This window comes from Methylomonas sp. HW2-6 (assembly GCF_052474525.1).
This window is the reverse complement of sequence record NZ_CP184122.1, coordinates 38780-54773: the sequence shown is the minus strand read 5'-3', so window position 1 is coordinate 54773 and position 15994 is coordinate 38780. Positions and strand designations below refer to the sequence as shown.

Here is a 15994-nt window from a genome sequence, read left to right as displayed (position 1 = left end):
TCATGTCCAGGCGCTCGGTTTTGTCCGCTACGGAACGGGCCGGTTTACTGGCCTTGCCCGATACTCAAGACGACTTGATCCGCCATTACACTTTCAATGAATCCGACTTAGCTCTGATTCGGCAGCGCCGGGGTGATGCCAATCGCCTCGGTTTCGCTGTGCAACTCTGCCTGTTGCACTACCCTGGTTACGCGCTAGCTGCGAATGCAACTGTAGCGGAATCGGTGATCCACTGGATTGCCGGACAAATCAAGTCCGATCCTGGCGCTTGGCGAAAATACGGCGAGCGCGACGAAACGCGGCGCGAACATTTCCAGGAACTGCGCGGCTATCTCGGCTTATCGGCGTTCGGTTTGTCCGATTTTCGGTTTCTGGTGAAAACGCTGGCCGATCTCGCCATGCAAACCGATAAGGGTGTGGTGTTAGCGGCCTATGCCTTGGAAGCGCTTCGCCAACGCAAGGTTATTTTACCGACGCTTACCGTGATTGAGCGAGCCTGTGCCGAAGCCATCACTCGCGCGAATCGCAGTATCAACAGGGCATTGGCCCAGCCGCTCGCGGAGCTGCATCGACAACGGCTCGACGAACTGCTGAAAATCAAGCCGGATTCCAACACGACTTGGTTGATTTGGTTACGCCAGTCGCCGTTGAAGCCCAATTCCCGCTATATGCTGGAGCACATCGAGCGGTTGAAAACCTTTCAGACACTTGCCTTGCCGGATGGCATTGGCCGGCACATTCACCAGAACCGGCTATTAAAAATCGCGCGCGAAGGCGGGCAAATGACGCCGCAGGACCTCGGCAAGTTTGAAAGCGAGCGTCGATACGCCACACTCGTGGCTGTAACCTTGGAAAGCACAGCTACCATTATCGACGAAATTATCGATCTACACGACCGTATCCTGTTGAAGTTATACAGCGCTGCCAAGCACAAGCATCAACATCAGTTCCAACAACAGGGCAAGGCGATCAACGACAAGGTACGATTACTTTCAAAAATCGGCCATGCCTTGTTGGATGCCAAGCAATCCGATAGCGATCCTTACGCCGCAATCGAGTCCGTTATCTCCTGGGACGACTTCCAGCAAAGCATCATTGACGCGGATCAACTGGCCAAGCCCGCTGCATTCGATCACTTACACCTGATTGCTGAACAATTCAGCACCCTCCGCCGCTATACGCCGGATTTCCTGGAGGTGCTGACATTACGAGCGGCACCGGCGGCGCAGGATGTTCTGGATGCCATTGATGTGATCCGCACTATGAACAGTACCGGCGCGCGCAAAGTGCCGATTGATGCGCCGACGGCTTTTATCAAACCGCGCTGGAAGTCGCTGGTACATGCCGACCAAGGGCTTGACCGTCGATTCTATGAAATCTGTGCGCTCACCGAACTGAAAAACGCGCTCCGTTCCGGCGACATCTGGGTACAGGGTTCCCGGCAATTTCGCGACTTCGACGAATATCTGTTGCCTTCCGTGAAATTCCAAGAACTCAAACAGGCAAAAGTATTGCCGGTCGCCGTCAATCCGGATTGCGAACAATACCTGCATGATCGGTTGCAGTTGCTCGAACGACAACTGAGCACAGTAAACCGTTTGGCATTGGCCAATGAACTTCCCGATGCCATCATCACCGATTCCGGGCTGAAAATCACCCCATTGGATGCCGTCGTCCCTGAAGCGGCACAACAAATGATCAACCATGCAGGTATGTTACTGCCCCGCATCAAGATCACCGAATTATTGATGGACGTGGATGACTGGACCGGCTTCAGCCGGCATTTTGTGCATTTGAAGGATGAGGAACCAGCTAAAGACCGCACTTTGTTGCTATCGGCCATTCTGGCCGACGCAATTAATTTGGGACTCACCAAAATGGCCGAGTCTTGCCCCGGCACAACTTACGCCAAACTGTCATGGCTGCAAGCCTGGCATATCCGGGACGAAACCTATTCCGCCGGATTAGCCGAGTTAGTGAATGCCCAGTTCAATCATGCGTTTGCCGAAAACTGGGGCGATGGCTCGACCTCGTCTTCCGACGGACAGCGTTTTCGGGCTGGCGGCAAGGCCGAAAGTTCGGGTCATGTCAATCCGAAGTATGGCAGCGAACCGGGCCGATTGTTCTATACCCACATTTCCGACCAGTACGCCCCATATCACATCAAAGTCGTGAATGTCGGTATCCGCGATTCGACCTATGTGCTCGATGGTTTGCTGTATCACGAATCGGATTTACGTATCGAAGAGCATTACACCGATACCGCTGGTTTTACCGATCATGTCTTCGCGCTTATGCATTTGCTGGGATTTCACTTTGCGCCCCGTATTCGCGATTTAAAGGATACCAAGCTATATATACCGAAAAACGGCCAAGATTATCCAGCGTTGCAGAGTATGATCGGCGGCAACTTAAACATCAAAAGCATCCAAACGCATTGGGACGAAATACTACGGCTTGCGACGTCGATCAAACAAGGCACTGTTACCGCATCGTTGATGCTGCGGAAACTCGGCAGTTACCCACGGCAGAATGGATTAGCTGTAGCCTTGCGCGAACTGGGCCGTATCGAGCGTACCTTGTTCATTCTGGATTGGTTGCAAAACGTAGAACTGCGCCGACGTGTCCATGCAGGACTGAATAAGGGCGAGGCCCGAAACGCCTTAGCCAGAGCGGTGTTTTTTAATCGCTTGGGTGAAATCCGTGACCGCAGCTTCGAGCAACAACGCTATCGTGCGAGCGGCCTCAACTTGGTAACGGCGGCCATCGTGTTATGGAATACGGTCTATCTGGAAAAGGCCGTCGAAAAACTACGGGAATTGGACAAGCCTGTTGACGATGCGTTACTACAATACCTGTCGCCGTTGGGTTGGGAACACATCAATTTGACCGGCGATTACATTTGGCGCCAGAACAGAAAAATTGAAGAAGGGCAATTCAGACCGCTGCGAACCACTGAAAAGTCTTAGCGTACTATTTTTTCCGAATTCTACGGTTGCCCCTATATACAGCACAGATTTAAAGTATCGGTCATTTGCATAGCCCAACAAACAAAACCCTTCGAATTGAAAAAAAAGCCCCTTATTCAGGGGCTAAAATCGAAGGCGACTATTGATGATCGGTATCAAACTTCGCCTGTTCAAATTGTATTAGATCGTCATTGTCCACGCGCTCGTAAATCGCTTCCACGGACAAGGTCAGTTGAATCGAATCGAACGTGACGTGATCCCCCAGATAATAATACTCCGAACGCCAGTCGCGTTTCCGGCGCATCACGATGATCGAGACGATATCCTGTTCGATCAGCACATATTCCTCAAGTGCTGGAATATTGATGTAGTAAAGCAACTTTTTAGTGGTATCGATTTTACGAGTCGAATTCGATAGCACCTCGACAATCAGCAGGGGCGACGTTAGAAAATCCGCATCGCCGGCCGCATTCGTACAATCCACTACGACATCCGGATAAAAGTAGTTCTGACCGGCTTTCACCTTGGTATCGGCCATGAACGCCTCGCAAGGCCGGCCTTTTAAATGACTGCGAAACTCGCCAAGCACGTTGGCCGAAATCCGCGAATGGTTGTGATTCGCGCCGGCCATGGCCAGAACCCGGCCATCGAGATATTCGTGTTTAGTTTCGGATACGCGCTCGCTCGCGAGGTATTGCGCCTCGGTCATGAAAGACTCGCTGGATTGTAACGTCATCGCTGATTCCGTAGAGTGTGGAGAGTGTGTGTTCATGCTGGTTTCCTCGAATTGTTATGAAAAACCGTCGGGAAAACAAGCCCCCAGACCGGGAAGCTGTTTCCCGTCCGGGCGGATTGCGATTGAATCGCGTTAAGCGTTAAAACATCCCCCTAACGCGATCGTCAGGGGGACGGGGTTAATCGCCGACAGACTGCTCGGCGTGTATTTTCCTCAGCATGCTATCGAGGACAGTCGGCAATAGCGCGCCGAACCGGCCTCGAAAGTCTAAAGGCTGTTGTTTTGCGTAACGTCTGGCCGCCAAACCTAACCGTTGTCTAACCCAAGGACTGGCCTTGAATTGGCTTCTCAGCCAGGTCAAATAGGCGTCGTCGTCGCCCGCCCAATCCGCCGGCGGCGAAAAGGGCGACTCGGGATGGCCAGGCTCCGTATCCAGCGTTTGCGCGTCGAAGACGAATTTCGAGGTCATGACGGCCGTTCGAGGTCGGTTAAAGCGGGTTCCGCTATCGAAACGGCTGCCAGCTGCCCATCAGGGGCAATCTCCACCACGAATCGGTTGCCGTGCAACACTTTGCATCCGGTTAGATCCGGCATCAGCCGTTTAAACGCGTCGGAGGGATCATCGGCGGTATTCGCCACGATGAAGCAGCCAAATTGCTCGATATCCTGATCGTGACAGTAACCTTGATAGTCACCGTCGTTCTCGCAGAAATGCGACACCTGTTCCAGCACGTCACCCCACTTTTCCTGGCAGGGAATCAGGACGATATCATCCTGTTCGTTGCCGGTATAGGCGCCGTGCTCATCGATTTCTACGCTATCGTCACCGATCCGGATCCGGTAAGCCCGGCAAAACACCGCCGTCACCCAAACCCAGATGCCTTGAAATTGCGCGCGATGTGACTCCTCAAGGATCTCACACTGCACTTCTTCTCGGCTTAAGTGCCGCAGGTAAGGCTGCACCCAATGCCCGGCGTCGAATTGGTTATCGACGAGCACCCAGCCTTTTTTCCAGGCCAGCAGGTATCGCAAGGCCCCATCGGACTGGAGATCGTCGTCAATCGTCACCAATTGCACTTGTCCGCTTTTGACGGCGGACTGGGTAATTGGTTGGTCAACCATTTCCAGAAAGTCGCCAAATAGGTCGGTATCGCAGACCGGTGGTCCTTGGATGCGGGAGACTAGCGCTTTGGGCAGTCGGTCGACATCGTTGAGTAAGTGTATCAAGCCACACTCGCGTAGCACCGGGTAGTAGGTCAGGAAATCGTCCGCGCTCAAGGCCGTTTTCAGTGCCATGAGCTGGCGTTCGACCGCCGCGGCGATCGCCTCTCTGATCAGCTTAATCACATCGGCTTCATCCACCAATTTGTCGCGATCCGGTAAACGGGCCATGAATTGCGCGCTATCCAGATGCACGATATTGCCAAGGTAGCTGGTGTCTCCGATACGGTAATATTGGCCTCGATATACCGGTAGTCCTTGCAAATACACCAAGCAATCCCGGTAATGCCGATACGAATCGATCAGGTTGATCAAGCGAATTGCGCCGACCGGCGATGCCACAAACTCCGCGGCCCCGATAGAATCGATGGCGTTGGGTCGCGGTAGCGAGACTCCGTTAAAATGCACCGGAATCGGAAAACCGGTGGCTAAGTCCGCCAAGGTGTTTTCGAGCGGACCATTGACGATATCGATCAGCCGGATTTCGGTCAGACCATTCCAATCGGTCACCGGCAAGACCTCTACCGGTTGGAACCCCAGGATGTGATCGGTATCGACCGAAAAACACCCGCCTTTACTAGATAATCCCAGGTGCCGGCAGGCGAATAGCGCGGAGAGAAAGCCCACGCCAAAGGCGTGTTCCTTCGCAATCAGTTCCACGTCCCAGCCGGACTCGGCGACGGTGAGCAGGGTTTCGAGCGAATCGATTCCGCAGCCGTCGTCCGTCACAGTCAAGGTGTTGGTATCGGCGCAGTAGTCGAACGCGACATAGCTGGCGCCGGCGCGGCGGGCATTCTGCATCAGTTCACCCAAATACGTCGTCCGATTGGTAAAACTCCACTTCAGACTGTGGACTAAATTTTCAGGGTTTACTTTCAGTTGTAGGGGTGCGTTCATGGTGTTTTTCCTCAATTAAATTGGAACGTCGAGGAAATCGAGACGCACCCCTGGCGGGGAATGTCCGTTTCCCCGAGTCATTGGGTTTTAAAGCGCGTTACCGGGTTATCCCAAGTGATGCGCGGGTGTGGTGTTAAGCTGCCAGAGCTTCACCGCCAAACGAATGGCTAGCATGGCCGGCAAAGCAAGACGGTTCGGTTGCAAGATTAATCCGCGTCGTTTTCCGAAACGTATCCGTCACAATCCGGATACTGTCCAGGCCGGACAGTTTGAATTGCGAAACGATCGGTCCGCCGCAGACGAGTGACAGGCCGTTTTCCTGTTCTTCGTCCAGATTGATATCGCCCCAATCGCCGTTGGCATGTCGGTCCAACAACGCTGTCATTTCGACACCGCAGGCGGTTAACAACGCCAGTGCGGCGATAGAGGTTTGTATCCTTCCGTTTGAGAGTGATACGAGTGTAGTCATGGTTCCTTCTCCAAAAATGACGGGGAACACAGGCTCCCGTACGGGAAAGACGGTGCTCCCCGCAAAGGTGGTTTCAAAATTGCATCGGCTTAATATTCGTCCGGCAACAATATGGTTGTCGCCGAATGATCGGCTTCGGTAATGACCCAGACGGTGTCCTGTCCGGAAATTTGGTAAACCGACATCAACCGTCCGCCTTCTGCCAATGCGGCTTCGTTTAAAGCACGATCCTCGTCGCATAGATCACCCCAATCGCCGCAGGCGTGACGTGAGAGCAAGTGGCCTGGATCGAGCAGCGTCTTTTGCAGCAGGACTACCGCACCGGGCGTTGCCACGGTGATACCGAGCGGGAAGGGCCGCTTTTGCGGTTGGTTCCGGATCAGACGGACGGCGTAACTCTCCGCGACCCGCGCGTCGATGGCAGCCGAAAATTCCGCGATTGCCTCCCGAATCGTGTCGGCATTGGCCGTTTCCGGCAATGTTACGCGTAGCGATTCCAGGATATTGCGGCCTTGACTGTCATAGCCGGCGGTCACTACCCATTCGTTTGCCCAGTAGCTTACGAATACATAGGCCCGCTTGCGTCCGACCGCGGTGGCATAGCCTTTCGTGGCGATGGCCACGCTGTTGAGCGCAATCCAGCCTTGGTCCGTCAAAGATTGCTGTACGCTGCGTTTGATGGCGGCGTCAGTGTTTTGTGGTTGGTCTGCCATGGTGATTCTCCTAAGAAAATGTCCCGACAAGCCGCACCCAAACGGGTAGGGTACCCGTCGGGGTTAAATAAAATGTCAATCGCGCCCGGTTACTGCAGTGCGTGCCAATACCGCTTCGCTTCAGCTTCAGACAAAAACGCGGCCTTCTGCCGGTCGTTCACCCAAACTTGCCAGGGTAAATCGTCGTTTTCGCACTCGATTAACCCGTGCTTGTCGACGGGCAAGGCAAAGCGTTGGCCTTGAATGAAGGCAGCAAACGCATTTGCCCGCCGTTTGTTTACAAAGCCGGCATGGACTTGGCCGTCGATCGTGACCGACCACGGACAATCGACGTGGACCCCTTTTTGGATGGCAACGTCGCCGACCCGAAAGGTCGGGTGCTGGTAAAGGGTCCGAAACGGACTGTCAATCCGCACGATGCAGTGGTCCAAAATAGCCGGACCACCGATTTCACCCGATTCGATCAGCAACGGCACCTTGATGTTGCCGCTAGATCGACCGATTCGGCCGACGACATCGTTCTCGTCGAACCAGGACTGTCCCGTTGCCGGGTCGCCATAGTACAAACGGATTTTCCGTTGCGTACCCTGGGCTTCCTCAAGTAGATCGATGACGTCTTGCGGTGTGTCCTCGTGATAACAGGTGCCGGACGGCAGACGCTGATAGCGAACTGTATTCCCGTGACTGGTCTGTTCAATAATGGGGTTTTGCATGATGTTCTCCAGTTGAAGCGGGAACACCACGCCCCAGTCGGGAACAGGTATTCCCGCAGGGTAAGGTACTGGTGAGACCAGTAGTTAACTTAAGATAGGGTCGGTCTTTGGCTTAATCGAGGAGTAAGCTTGACGCCATACCTTTTCACAACAAGCCATGCTCAGCGAATGAATGCACGGTTTCGCCGACGATGAAGTGATCAAGTACACGAACGTCAATCAAGGCCAAGGCTTCTTGAAGTTTTGCTGTAATCGCGCGATCGGCCCGACTAGGTTCGCTAATCCCCGACGGGTGGTTATGCGCCATAATCAGAGCTGCCGCATTATGGTGCAGCGCAGCTTTGACCACTTCGCGCGGATACACACTAGCGCCATCAATCGTCCCCCGGAACAATTCATCGCAAGCGATAACGCGATGTTGATTGTCCAAGAACAAACACAGAAATACTTCGTGCTCGTATGGCGCCAACTTCAATTTGATACAGTCCTTCGCATCGTCCGGACTGTTCAAGGGTTCACCTCGACTGAACGTGCGGTTGTAGATCTTAATGGCCTCTGATATGACATCCTGTTCATCAGCCAAACGATAACTATTATTGGTTTCTTGAATGAATAACATGGGCTTTCTCCGGTAATCTTAAAATGTGGAGAAAGCCGCCCCCTTCCGGGGTAGATTTTCTCCGGAAGGGTTGTCAAAAATATTCAAAGCCTCGTCAGCGATGTCTACCGACGTTGACCGTCGGCAGAACATATTTTGCTAAAGAGGCTCAATTACGACGCCAAAGGCAGATCTTGATTGGACTCCAAGGCATCAATCCATTCCAGCAAATTGCGGTTGACGGGTTCATTCGCCAACATCGCATCCGGATCGATGCCTCGGCTGGCCAGTACCGCGCTCATTGCCTGGGCTAAAAGGGCGTTGCCTTGTTCCCGTTCCGACTCGCTGCCGCGCTGGATGGCCAAAAATGGATTTAAACGCAAGTGTCCTATACCGCTTTGGCACTGCTTTTTTACCTCGGCATGAAACGCCCGATCGAGCGATTCAGCCTGTTCGAACTGCTGCCAGAAACCTGGACCGGCTTGGGTATCCACCGGGGGTAACCAGCGTCGCCGACAGCCAACCCAACGGTTCATGCGGTCGATCAAGGTCTTGCTTTTCGGAAAAAAGTGGATGGTCCCGGCGCCCGGATAGTAACGAACGTCAAAGTAACTACTGCTTATCCGTTCACCCTGCTTAAGCGCACTGAAATGCTGCCTAAACACCGATACCAAACTTACTTCCGTTTCGGTCTTGCCGTCGAGCAAGGCAAAGACCTTGTCGAAATCGGCTAGAAGTTGCTCAGAATTCCAGTCAAGACCTGTGTGGTAGGACTCGACTTTATGCCCTGGCAGTACGAAGCGTGTGGTCTTGATCCGCATCCCCAGCGTGCGGTGTTTATCATTGGATTTCCATCCCATGTAATACACTGCATTGTCGCTGTGGTAGCGCGTGATCAGATCGAACACATCGCAGACCATGCTGAGTTGAATTTCACCTTGCTGATCGATGATGCCTTGCAGAAAACCGTAAATATTCGCCACGGTAAATTCCAAAGACTTGATCGATTCGAAATCCGACTCCAACCGCTTTTGCGCCGCCGATGACAATCGTGACTTGACCTGAGTCGAACGCAGAATGCTACTCCACGCGCGATTTTTCAGGTCCTGATAACGTTCGTACAGCGTCTGCTTCACCGCATCCAATGACGAATCGTCTACAGTGTGCACACCGCCACCACTCAGCTCACCCAGGGTTTTACCTAGCATGGCTCGATAGCGGCTGGCACGGGCTTCACTGAATACAGCCTGCCGTGTCGCTTCGAAGGCGGCATCGAACATCAATACCGCGTTATCGATAAAAGCAGTCGGTAAGGCTAACTCCTGGGGCACATGAAATGCGCTGGCCAAGTCGTCCGCTTCACGACGATCCTGACGCAAATTGTCCAAAATATTGCCGAGGATCTCCTGTTCGAAGGTTGAGGTTTTTTTCAACCAGATCAGCGCAATTTCGACGTTGGTTTTGCGTTCGGCATCCTCGCCGGCGAACATGTCAGATAAGAACTCCACCTCGCCATGCTGTTCGATCAAACGCACTAACAGCTGGCGTTCTTTCGAAAATGGATTCCGTACGGTTTCGGCATTGAGGATGGCGACGATTTCAGCGTCGAACAAGATGTCCCAGGCCTTCAGCACGTGCTGAGCGCCCTGTGCAAAAGGCGGATTCATAATGCAGTGCGAGTAACTGCTGCCGTTTTGAAACTGCAGGAAATCCAACCCGACCACCGTGTAGCCTTGCGCACGTAACACCGCATGCTTACGCATATCGATTTCGACGCAATCAATCGGTACCCGCTGGTACTGTTTGAATGGCTTGCCTTTGAGCAAATGGCCTTCGCCGGCCGATGAATCCAGGACCCGCACAAACCGGGTGTTCTTGAACTTTGCCCAAGCCTTGATACTCAGCGCTTCCGTCGAGGCATAGTATTGAAAGGGATCTCTCATGACATTCTCCAAAAAAAGGGGAATGCCACGCCCCAGTCGGGAACAGACATTCCCGCAGGGATTGATAATGAGGCTCGCCGCGGATATCGCGGAAAGCCGAAGGATGATTAAGCGTCTGGGTCTGAATCAGACAATCCCAGTGCTTGTTTAGCTAACGTTAACAATTGGTCCAAATCGTCCCAATCGATACTGCCGCCGGCGTCTTTACCGCGCTGGTAGGCGTCGATCAGACCGCGGCACACTGCCATCGCGGTGCGTTCTTGACGTAGCTTCACCACCGAGGCATCGGCCTTGGGCCAGACGTCGACCGCTTCGACCTGCCAACGCAGGGTTTCGCCGTCGACTTCCTCGAAGTCGTCGAACAACAGCGGCATTTCCGGGGTGTCGTCCCAGATGGTACCGTCGTCGAAGGCGGCTTCGGCAACCGCTTGCGCGCCGTCTGCCGACTCTGCGACGATGCCGACTACCACCCGGTGCGTGTAATCGAGGGTGTACGTCACGGCGTAGGCCGGTGATGGGTTCTCCTCGGTCAGCACCTCGCTGTGGTAGGGTGAGATTTCGGCATTGCACGATGGGCAACGGTCGTTGCAGGCGCAATTCCATTCGTCGTCCCATTCGATCTGGCAATAGGGACAACGGTATTGGTTCAGATACAGAATCTCCGAAACCGGAGCTGGTAAGAATGACATGGCAATACCCTCCGTGATCGGCGGGAACCGCCACCCTGCAGGATGGAGTCCCGCCAGGGTGAATAAAAAACCGCCGGCCGCGCGGGCAAACGGTTGCACTTTAAATAAGTCGTTGTAAGGTCAGCGTACGCTTCCTTTTTTCAAGGTACGACGATGAACCCGATAATGACCCGATTAGTGAACTGGGTGAAGTGGCTGGATCGAATCATCGATCCACCACCGAAACCCAGGCCGCAGCCCGAACCAAAACCAATGGCGATTCTGGTAGGGCCCGGCAAACGCCACTTCGATTTGTATCGAAAACTCCTGGCGGATTTGAACGATGCCGAAGTCGGCGTGTTAACCAAACTGCGCGATCCCCAGGTTGCAGGACCGCTGTTAGCCCGCATCCGCGCGCTCCGGCAGGAGACGATCGTTGAGATTGCGCCTCAGCTCGGGCTCGATGTCGAGCGGGAACTGAAGAGCAACAACGTGTTTCACCTGCCTTCGGATAGGACCAGGCTGCACTGACCGCCGATTAATGCACGGCCGAACGCGAGCCCTCTTTGCCGCTGCCAAGCGCTTTGCGCAATTCAGAGGCTGGATTCGGCCGTTTAGCCGGTCCTTCCACCTGCGTTTTGCGGCGCTTTTTTGCAGGCTGCGCGAGCAGTTCCTGTGCTTGGGCCAAACTGAGTTGCAATTTGGCTATTTCAATGTCCGCAAGCATAATCGCTTGGGTTTTCTGTTTAACCTGCAGCTCGATATCGAGTGTTTCGAGCCGGTAGGTCGGACGGTTGTTGCGTTCCAAAATACCCTGCCTTACGGTTTGGGATAAGGTTTCCCAATCCGTTGCCGGCAGGCTGTTTTGTGCGGTAAAGCGGGGTGGTAGTAGGGCCGGCATTACCGAAGCTTGGCGCAAGCGTGCTGTTTGCCATAACGCCCAGTGCTGACTAAACCAGAGCCGGGCGGACTTGAGAGTATGCCAGATCACCCGGATGGCCAGGATGAATAGGGCAAGAATGATGGTGCCTAAAATGAAGTGCATTGAAACCTCCTTCCGCAATGGAAGAACATGCTTCAAACGCACGACCCGGTTCGGGCGATGGCGCCCGAAGCGGGATGGATAAAGGCTTGTAACAAGCCCGATTAAGGATCGGCATTAACGCAACCGATACAAGCAAAATGGATTTTGCTCGCCGCCTGAAGACGGAACGCCGGCAGAAGCCGGAATCAGCATTCTCGAAAGAACGCATGAAGTCGATTTTTTCATGTCCCGTCGCGGACGACGCATGAAAAAACCGGCTGATATCGCACACCGCCACTGTAGCCCGATCCGGCCGGGCGTGCAATAGGGAAGGGTGTCGATACGGGCAGGACTTCATCAAGGATGAAGTTCTGGCCACGCATCGACACGATTCAAGTCACCTAAGCGCTCACGCCGCCAATAGCATGGCTTTGGACAGTGCGAACAGCTGAGGCCTCAATTCAGCCAGGTCATGAATGGTGAGGGCGACCGGAAACAAATGGCCAACCTCCACCCCCAAGCCGATGCCGAGGGTTTCGATGCCGCTGTCACGGCAACGCTTTAAGATCGACAGCGTGCCCGGTAAATCGTTGGGTACGCCGTCGGTCACCGTTAACAGCAGTTTGCGCGGTTCGCGGCATTGCAGCAATTGCGCCGCGGCAAACCAAACGGCTTGCGTCATCGGCGTGGTATAGGCCGAAAAGACCGAAAAACGTCCCAAATTGTCGCGGACTTTTTCGCCGTGCCGTAACACCTGGTGCACCGATTCATCGTTGGCGCCGGGAAAGGCGGTGATTGCCGGATTGACCCCTTGAATGCTCTCCAACGCGAGGGCCAAGGCCATCGACGCTTCCAGGGCCAGAGTGAGCAAACTCACCTCTTCGCCCTGAATGACAAGGGTTTCGCCCATGCTTTCGGATTTGTCCAACAAGATATGCACCGCACAATTGGGCGCAACTCGTTGCCCGGATCGGCAAAACACCCGCGTATCGCCCAACGCGAGTTTGGTTAAGCGGCGAGGATTGATACGCCGGCCGTTTCGCGCGGCTTGCGGCCGATTTTGCCGGTGGGCTTGCACCGCGCTTTGCAACGCGACCCGCAGGGCTTTGCTGTTCTGCTCCACCCGGTTTGCTAAGGCTTGGCCGACTAGCCGACTACCTTTCGGAAACAGACCGACAGGTAGCGTACATTTTTCGGCCGAATCCGGCGTCAAACCCAATTGCGATTTCGCCGTCTCGAACCAATCCTGTTCCAGGTCTTGCTCGGACGTGGCGCGCAGCTGGTCCATTAAAGACGGCGTAGCGCTATCGTCCTGTTGGGCTGGCTGATCTGTTCCGGACGAAGCGTTATCCGCACCCGCCGAATCGTTTCCAGGCTCGTCGTCCTGATCGGACGGGGCCGGGTCTCCGGGATCGGTCAGGTTTTTGTCGCCGTCTGCGTCTGAACCGGACGATGACGAATCCTCGTGCTCGGTGTCCGTGTCGGATGAATCGTTATCATCTTCGCGGGTGGCGTTGTCGCCATCCTCCGAATCGGAGTCCGAATCACCGCTAGCCGACGTGTTCGTCGGTTCAGTACATTCCTCTTCGAGCATCGCCAAAATCCGATCGGTCAGATCCAGACAGTCGCGTTCACAGGTTAAACCCTCCGGTACTTCCGACAATAAGCCTTCCAAGCGAATCAAAGCGCCGCGTGGAAAACATGCACGCAAGGCCTCTCGGGTGGCGTCGACTAAGGGTTCGAGTACCGTTTGACCTAACACCTTGGCCCGAAGCCGTTTCAGAATGTAGCCGAACAGGACATTGCCGGGATGATCGGATGCGGCCTGGGCCGTTAAGCGACCTTCGGTCAACATCTGTTCCACCATCTTTGCCAGGGTTAAGCGGGTGCCCGGATAGACCTTGGCCAGTTCATGCTCAATGCGCACGTCTTCGATCGCGCCGCAGATACGCCGACGCAGAACCGAGTCACCAAAATCGAGCTGAAAGTCCGAGAACCGAATATGCGCCGCTTCATGGGCCAGATAGCCCCACGCGTAGTTCTGGTACTGCGGATCTGACCCGTTGTAGCCCGGTAGTTGTATCGATTGGCCGTCGGTGTAGGCTTTAGTACCGCCGACCGCGACCGAAATGCCAAAGCGGTTGCCGATCGCGGCCGCCACAATGGGAAACGCGTGTTCTAAAGTTTGATGCATGGCTTGCTCCTTAAAAAACAAGGGGCAAGCCACGCCCCGAGGGGCGTGTCGCATTGCCCCGATAGGGTGATAAAAATAACGCTTAGAACCAGAATTCGGTAACCGCTTCCGCCGGTAGTTTGGATTTGTCGGTGCCGTGGGTTTCGGGTTCGTTGTCGTTGTCGGATCCGTGCGCTTGCGCAGCCCACGCGGGCGGTGCAACGGGTAGAACCGGCCGCGAAGCGATGTCGGCAAAGGATTGAGCTTCGCCTTCATCGTCATCGTCGGTAAACAGATCGTCTAACAAGCCGGCAAACAGATCGTCCGGGTCCACCATGGGAGGCTCCTTCGGTTCGAGCAGGCTGGTTTGCACTGGGGCGATCACGGCTGTCGATATCGGCGATGCCGGATGCCCTGACGACAACAAGTCATCCGCGTCTTCGTCGTTCGTTACCTTGGACGGGTTCGACGACAAGCCTTCACCGTGACGGCGAAGCTTGTCGGGATCGGCCAATAGCATGGTCATTGCCATGATCTCCTGCAGCAAGGCCCCCTCGATCGCGCCGCGATTGGGGATTTCTTGCAGTACGCCATCGATCCAGGTGACGATCGGTGCCACGCGATAATCCAAAAAGCTCAAGCCATCCAGTTTGTCGCGAATCCGCTTAATCGGCCGCAACGCATTCCGGGTGACCTGATCTTTTCCGATCAAGGATTGTTCCAGCAATAACTCGGCGTCGTTGGCCACTTCTTGAAACAACTGGCCGCCGATCGAATCGATTTGCTGTTCCAGCCGTGCCACATCTTTCGGGCTGGAGGCTTCCGGTTGTCGGATGGCGACCACCATGAAGTCGAAACCCAACTTCGTGGCCACGTACGCCATAGGGTCGATCGCCTTTTCGATAATGCCGGCAAAGCTCGGATGCTTTTTGATCCAATCGCGCACGGCGTCGTCGTAGCCGGCCAGGAACTTCGCTTTATTAACCGCGAATTCCTGAGCGACTTTTTCCAGCTCGCTCACGATGGCGTCCGCGTGTTCGACCGGCACCACAAAACCGCCCATGAAGCGGGTGCCGACTCGTAAACAGTGGCGTTCGGCCGCTTTTTTCAAGCGATTGAAGTCCGCCAACTGGTCGGGATCGAGTAAACGTTTCGAGCCTAAGCTGGCCAAATCCTCGGGCGGTAATTCACTGCCGTCGGCCAGTACCAGATCTTCTTTGCGCAATTTTTTCCGCGCGCCGTAGATGTTGGCTTGGATTTTGACCAAGACCACACGGTCCAATATTTGATTACACTTTGTCATAGTGCCTCCTTAAAAGAGGCCTACGACAGCCCCGAAGGGCAGTGTAAGCCCCTTCCGGGTTGATAAAGCCTGTTGAAAGGCGGGTTCAAAAAAGTAAAAACCGTGACCGGTTAAAACCAGTCACTGTCCATTTCGCCTAAAGCGGCAACCAGATCCAAGGACGGCAACAGCAAGCCTAGCGCTTCAGCCACAGGCCGGATCTGCACTAGGTCGGTACCGAATAGCTGTAACACCTCGGATTCCTGGTGTAAGTTGGTCGAGGTTTCGCGAGACGCATCGGTGACAATGCCCACGTCGATGCCGACGAAGCCGGCTTTTTTCAACGCCGTTAGCCATAACCAGGGGGCAATGCCGTGTTCCGGGTGTATTTGGCCGCTGGTGTCAAAGCCGCGGCCGATTTCACTCAGACGCAACAACGAGTCCCAATCCGGCCAACCCACGCAACTCAAACCAAGGTCTTGCTGCCAGCGGTCGATACAAGATCGCCACTGATGTAAGGCGTGGTTTACGGCGACAACGACCGGTTGCGGTGCGCGGCATTCGACCTGCCAATACAACACCGACATG

General features: G+C 54.5%; 15 protein-coding genes. 2 read left to right on the top strand and 13 right to left on the bottom strand.

Annotated features, from left to right (window positions below; all coding sequences use genetic code 11):
- The first annotated feature begins 2 nt into the window (after window positions 1-2).
- Window positions 3-2969 (top strand): Tn3 family transposase, encoded by a 2967-nt coding sequence (locus ACH518_RS00260; RefSeq protein WP_445370078.1) that lies wholly within the window; start codon window positions 3-5, stop codon window positions 2967-2969.
- Window positions 2970-3108: 139 nt separating this feature from the next.
- Here the strand turns inward: ACH518_RS00260 and ACH518_RS00255 are convergent, their stop codons facing one another.
- The 9 genes from ACH518_RS00255 to ACH518_RS00215 all read right to left on the bottom strand — a co-directional run bounded on the left by ACH518_RS00255 (window position 3109) and on the right by ACH518_RS00215 (window position 10948).
- The gene (locus ACH518_RS00255) at window positions 3109-3741 is read right to left on the bottom strand and encodes a Uma2 family endonuclease (protein WP_445370077.1); all 633 of its coding nucleotides are present in this window, start codon (window positions 3739-3741) and stop codon (window positions 3109-3111) included.
- Window positions 3742-3883: 142 nt separating this feature from the next.
- A complete protein-coding gene (locus ACH518_RS00250; RefSeq protein ID WP_445370076.1) occupies window positions 3884-4174 on the bottom strand; it encodes a hypothetical protein in 291 nt (96 codons plus the stop codon).
- The gene (locus ACH518_RS00245; RefSeq protein WP_445370075.1) at window positions 4171-5823 is read right to left on the bottom strand and encodes a hypothetical protein; all 1653 of its coding nucleotides are present in this window, start codon (window positions 5821-5823) and stop codon (window positions 4171-4173) included. The genes ACH518_RS00250 and ACH518_RS00245 overlap by 4 nt, the downstream gene beginning before the upstream one ends.
- 133 nt (window positions 5824-5956) lie before the next feature.
- The gene (locus ACH518_RS00240) at window positions 5957-6292 is read right to left on the bottom strand and encodes a hypothetical protein (RefSeq protein ID WP_445370074.1); all 336 of its coding nucleotides are present in this window, start codon (window positions 6290-6292) and stop codon (window positions 5957-5959) included.
- An 89-nt stretch (window positions 6293-6381) separates the two neighbouring features.
- Window positions 6382-7005 (bottom strand): hypothetical protein, encoded by a 624-nt coding sequence (locus ACH518_RS00235; protein ID WP_445370073.1) that lies wholly within the window; start codon window positions 7003-7005, stop codon window positions 6382-6384.
- Window positions 7006-7094: 89 nt separating this feature from the next.
- A complete protein-coding gene (locus ACH518_RS00230; RefSeq protein WP_445370072.1) occupies window positions 7095-7718 on the bottom strand; it encodes a hypothetical protein in 624 nt (207 codons plus the stop codon).
- Window positions 7719-7863: 145 nt separating this feature from the next.
- A complete protein-coding gene (gene radC / locus ACH518_RS00225) occupies window positions 7864-8337 on the bottom strand; it encodes a RadC family protein (RefSeq protein WP_445370071.1) in 474 nt (157 codons plus the stop codon).
- 152 nt (window positions 8338-8489) lie between these two features.
- On the bottom strand, window positions 8490-10259 hold the full coding sequence (locus ACH518_RS00220) for a DUF4942 domain-containing protein (protein WP_445370070.1): 1770 nt from the start codon (window positions 10257-10259) through the stop codon (window positions 8490-8492).
- Between the two features lie 107 nt (window positions 10260-10366).
- On the bottom strand, window positions 10367-10948 hold the full coding sequence (locus ACH518_RS00215; protein WP_445370069.1) for a hypothetical protein: 582 nt from the start codon (window positions 10946-10948) through the stop codon (window positions 10367-10369).
- A gap of 165 nt (window positions 10949-11113) precedes the next feature.
- Between ACH518_RS00215 and ACH518_RS00210 the strand changes: the two genes are divergently transcribed.
- Window positions 11114-11458 (top strand): hypothetical protein, encoded by a 345-nt coding sequence (locus ACH518_RS00210; protein WP_445370068.1) that lies wholly within the window; start codon window positions 11114-11116, stop codon window positions 11456-11458.
- Between the two features lie 7 nt (window positions 11459-11465).
- Here ACH518_RS00210 and ACH518_RS00205 read toward each other — a convergent pair whose 3' ends face one another.
- From ACH518_RS00205 to ACH518_RS00190, 4 genes are all read right to left on the bottom strand, one after another.
- A complete protein-coding gene (locus ACH518_RS00205) occupies window positions 11466-12014 on the bottom strand; it encodes a hypothetical protein (RefSeq protein ID WP_445370067.1) in 549 nt (182 codons plus the stop codon).
- A gap of 346 nt (window positions 12015-12360) precedes the next feature.
- Window positions 12361-14145 carry a VWA domain-containing protein gene (locus ACH518_RS00200; RefSeq protein ID WP_445370066.1) on the bottom strand — a complete coding sequence of 595 codons (1785 nt, stop codon included), beginning with the start codon at window positions 14143-14145 and terminating at the stop codon, window positions 12361-12363.
- 82 nt (window positions 14146-14227) lie between these two features.
- Window positions 14228-15427 (bottom strand): DUF3150 domain-containing protein, encoded by a 1200-nt coding sequence (locus tag ACH518_RS00195; protein ID WP_445370065.1) that lies wholly within the window; start codon window positions 15425-15427, stop codon window positions 14228-14230.
- A 110-nt stretch (window positions 15428-15537) separates the two neighbouring features.
- Complete coding sequence (locus ACH518_RS00190) at window positions 15538-15993, bottom strand: hypothetical protein (RefSeq protein ID WP_445370064.1); 456 nt, start codon at window positions 15991-15993, stop codon at window positions 15538-15540.
- Between the last annotated feature and the right edge of the window lies 1 nt (window position 15994).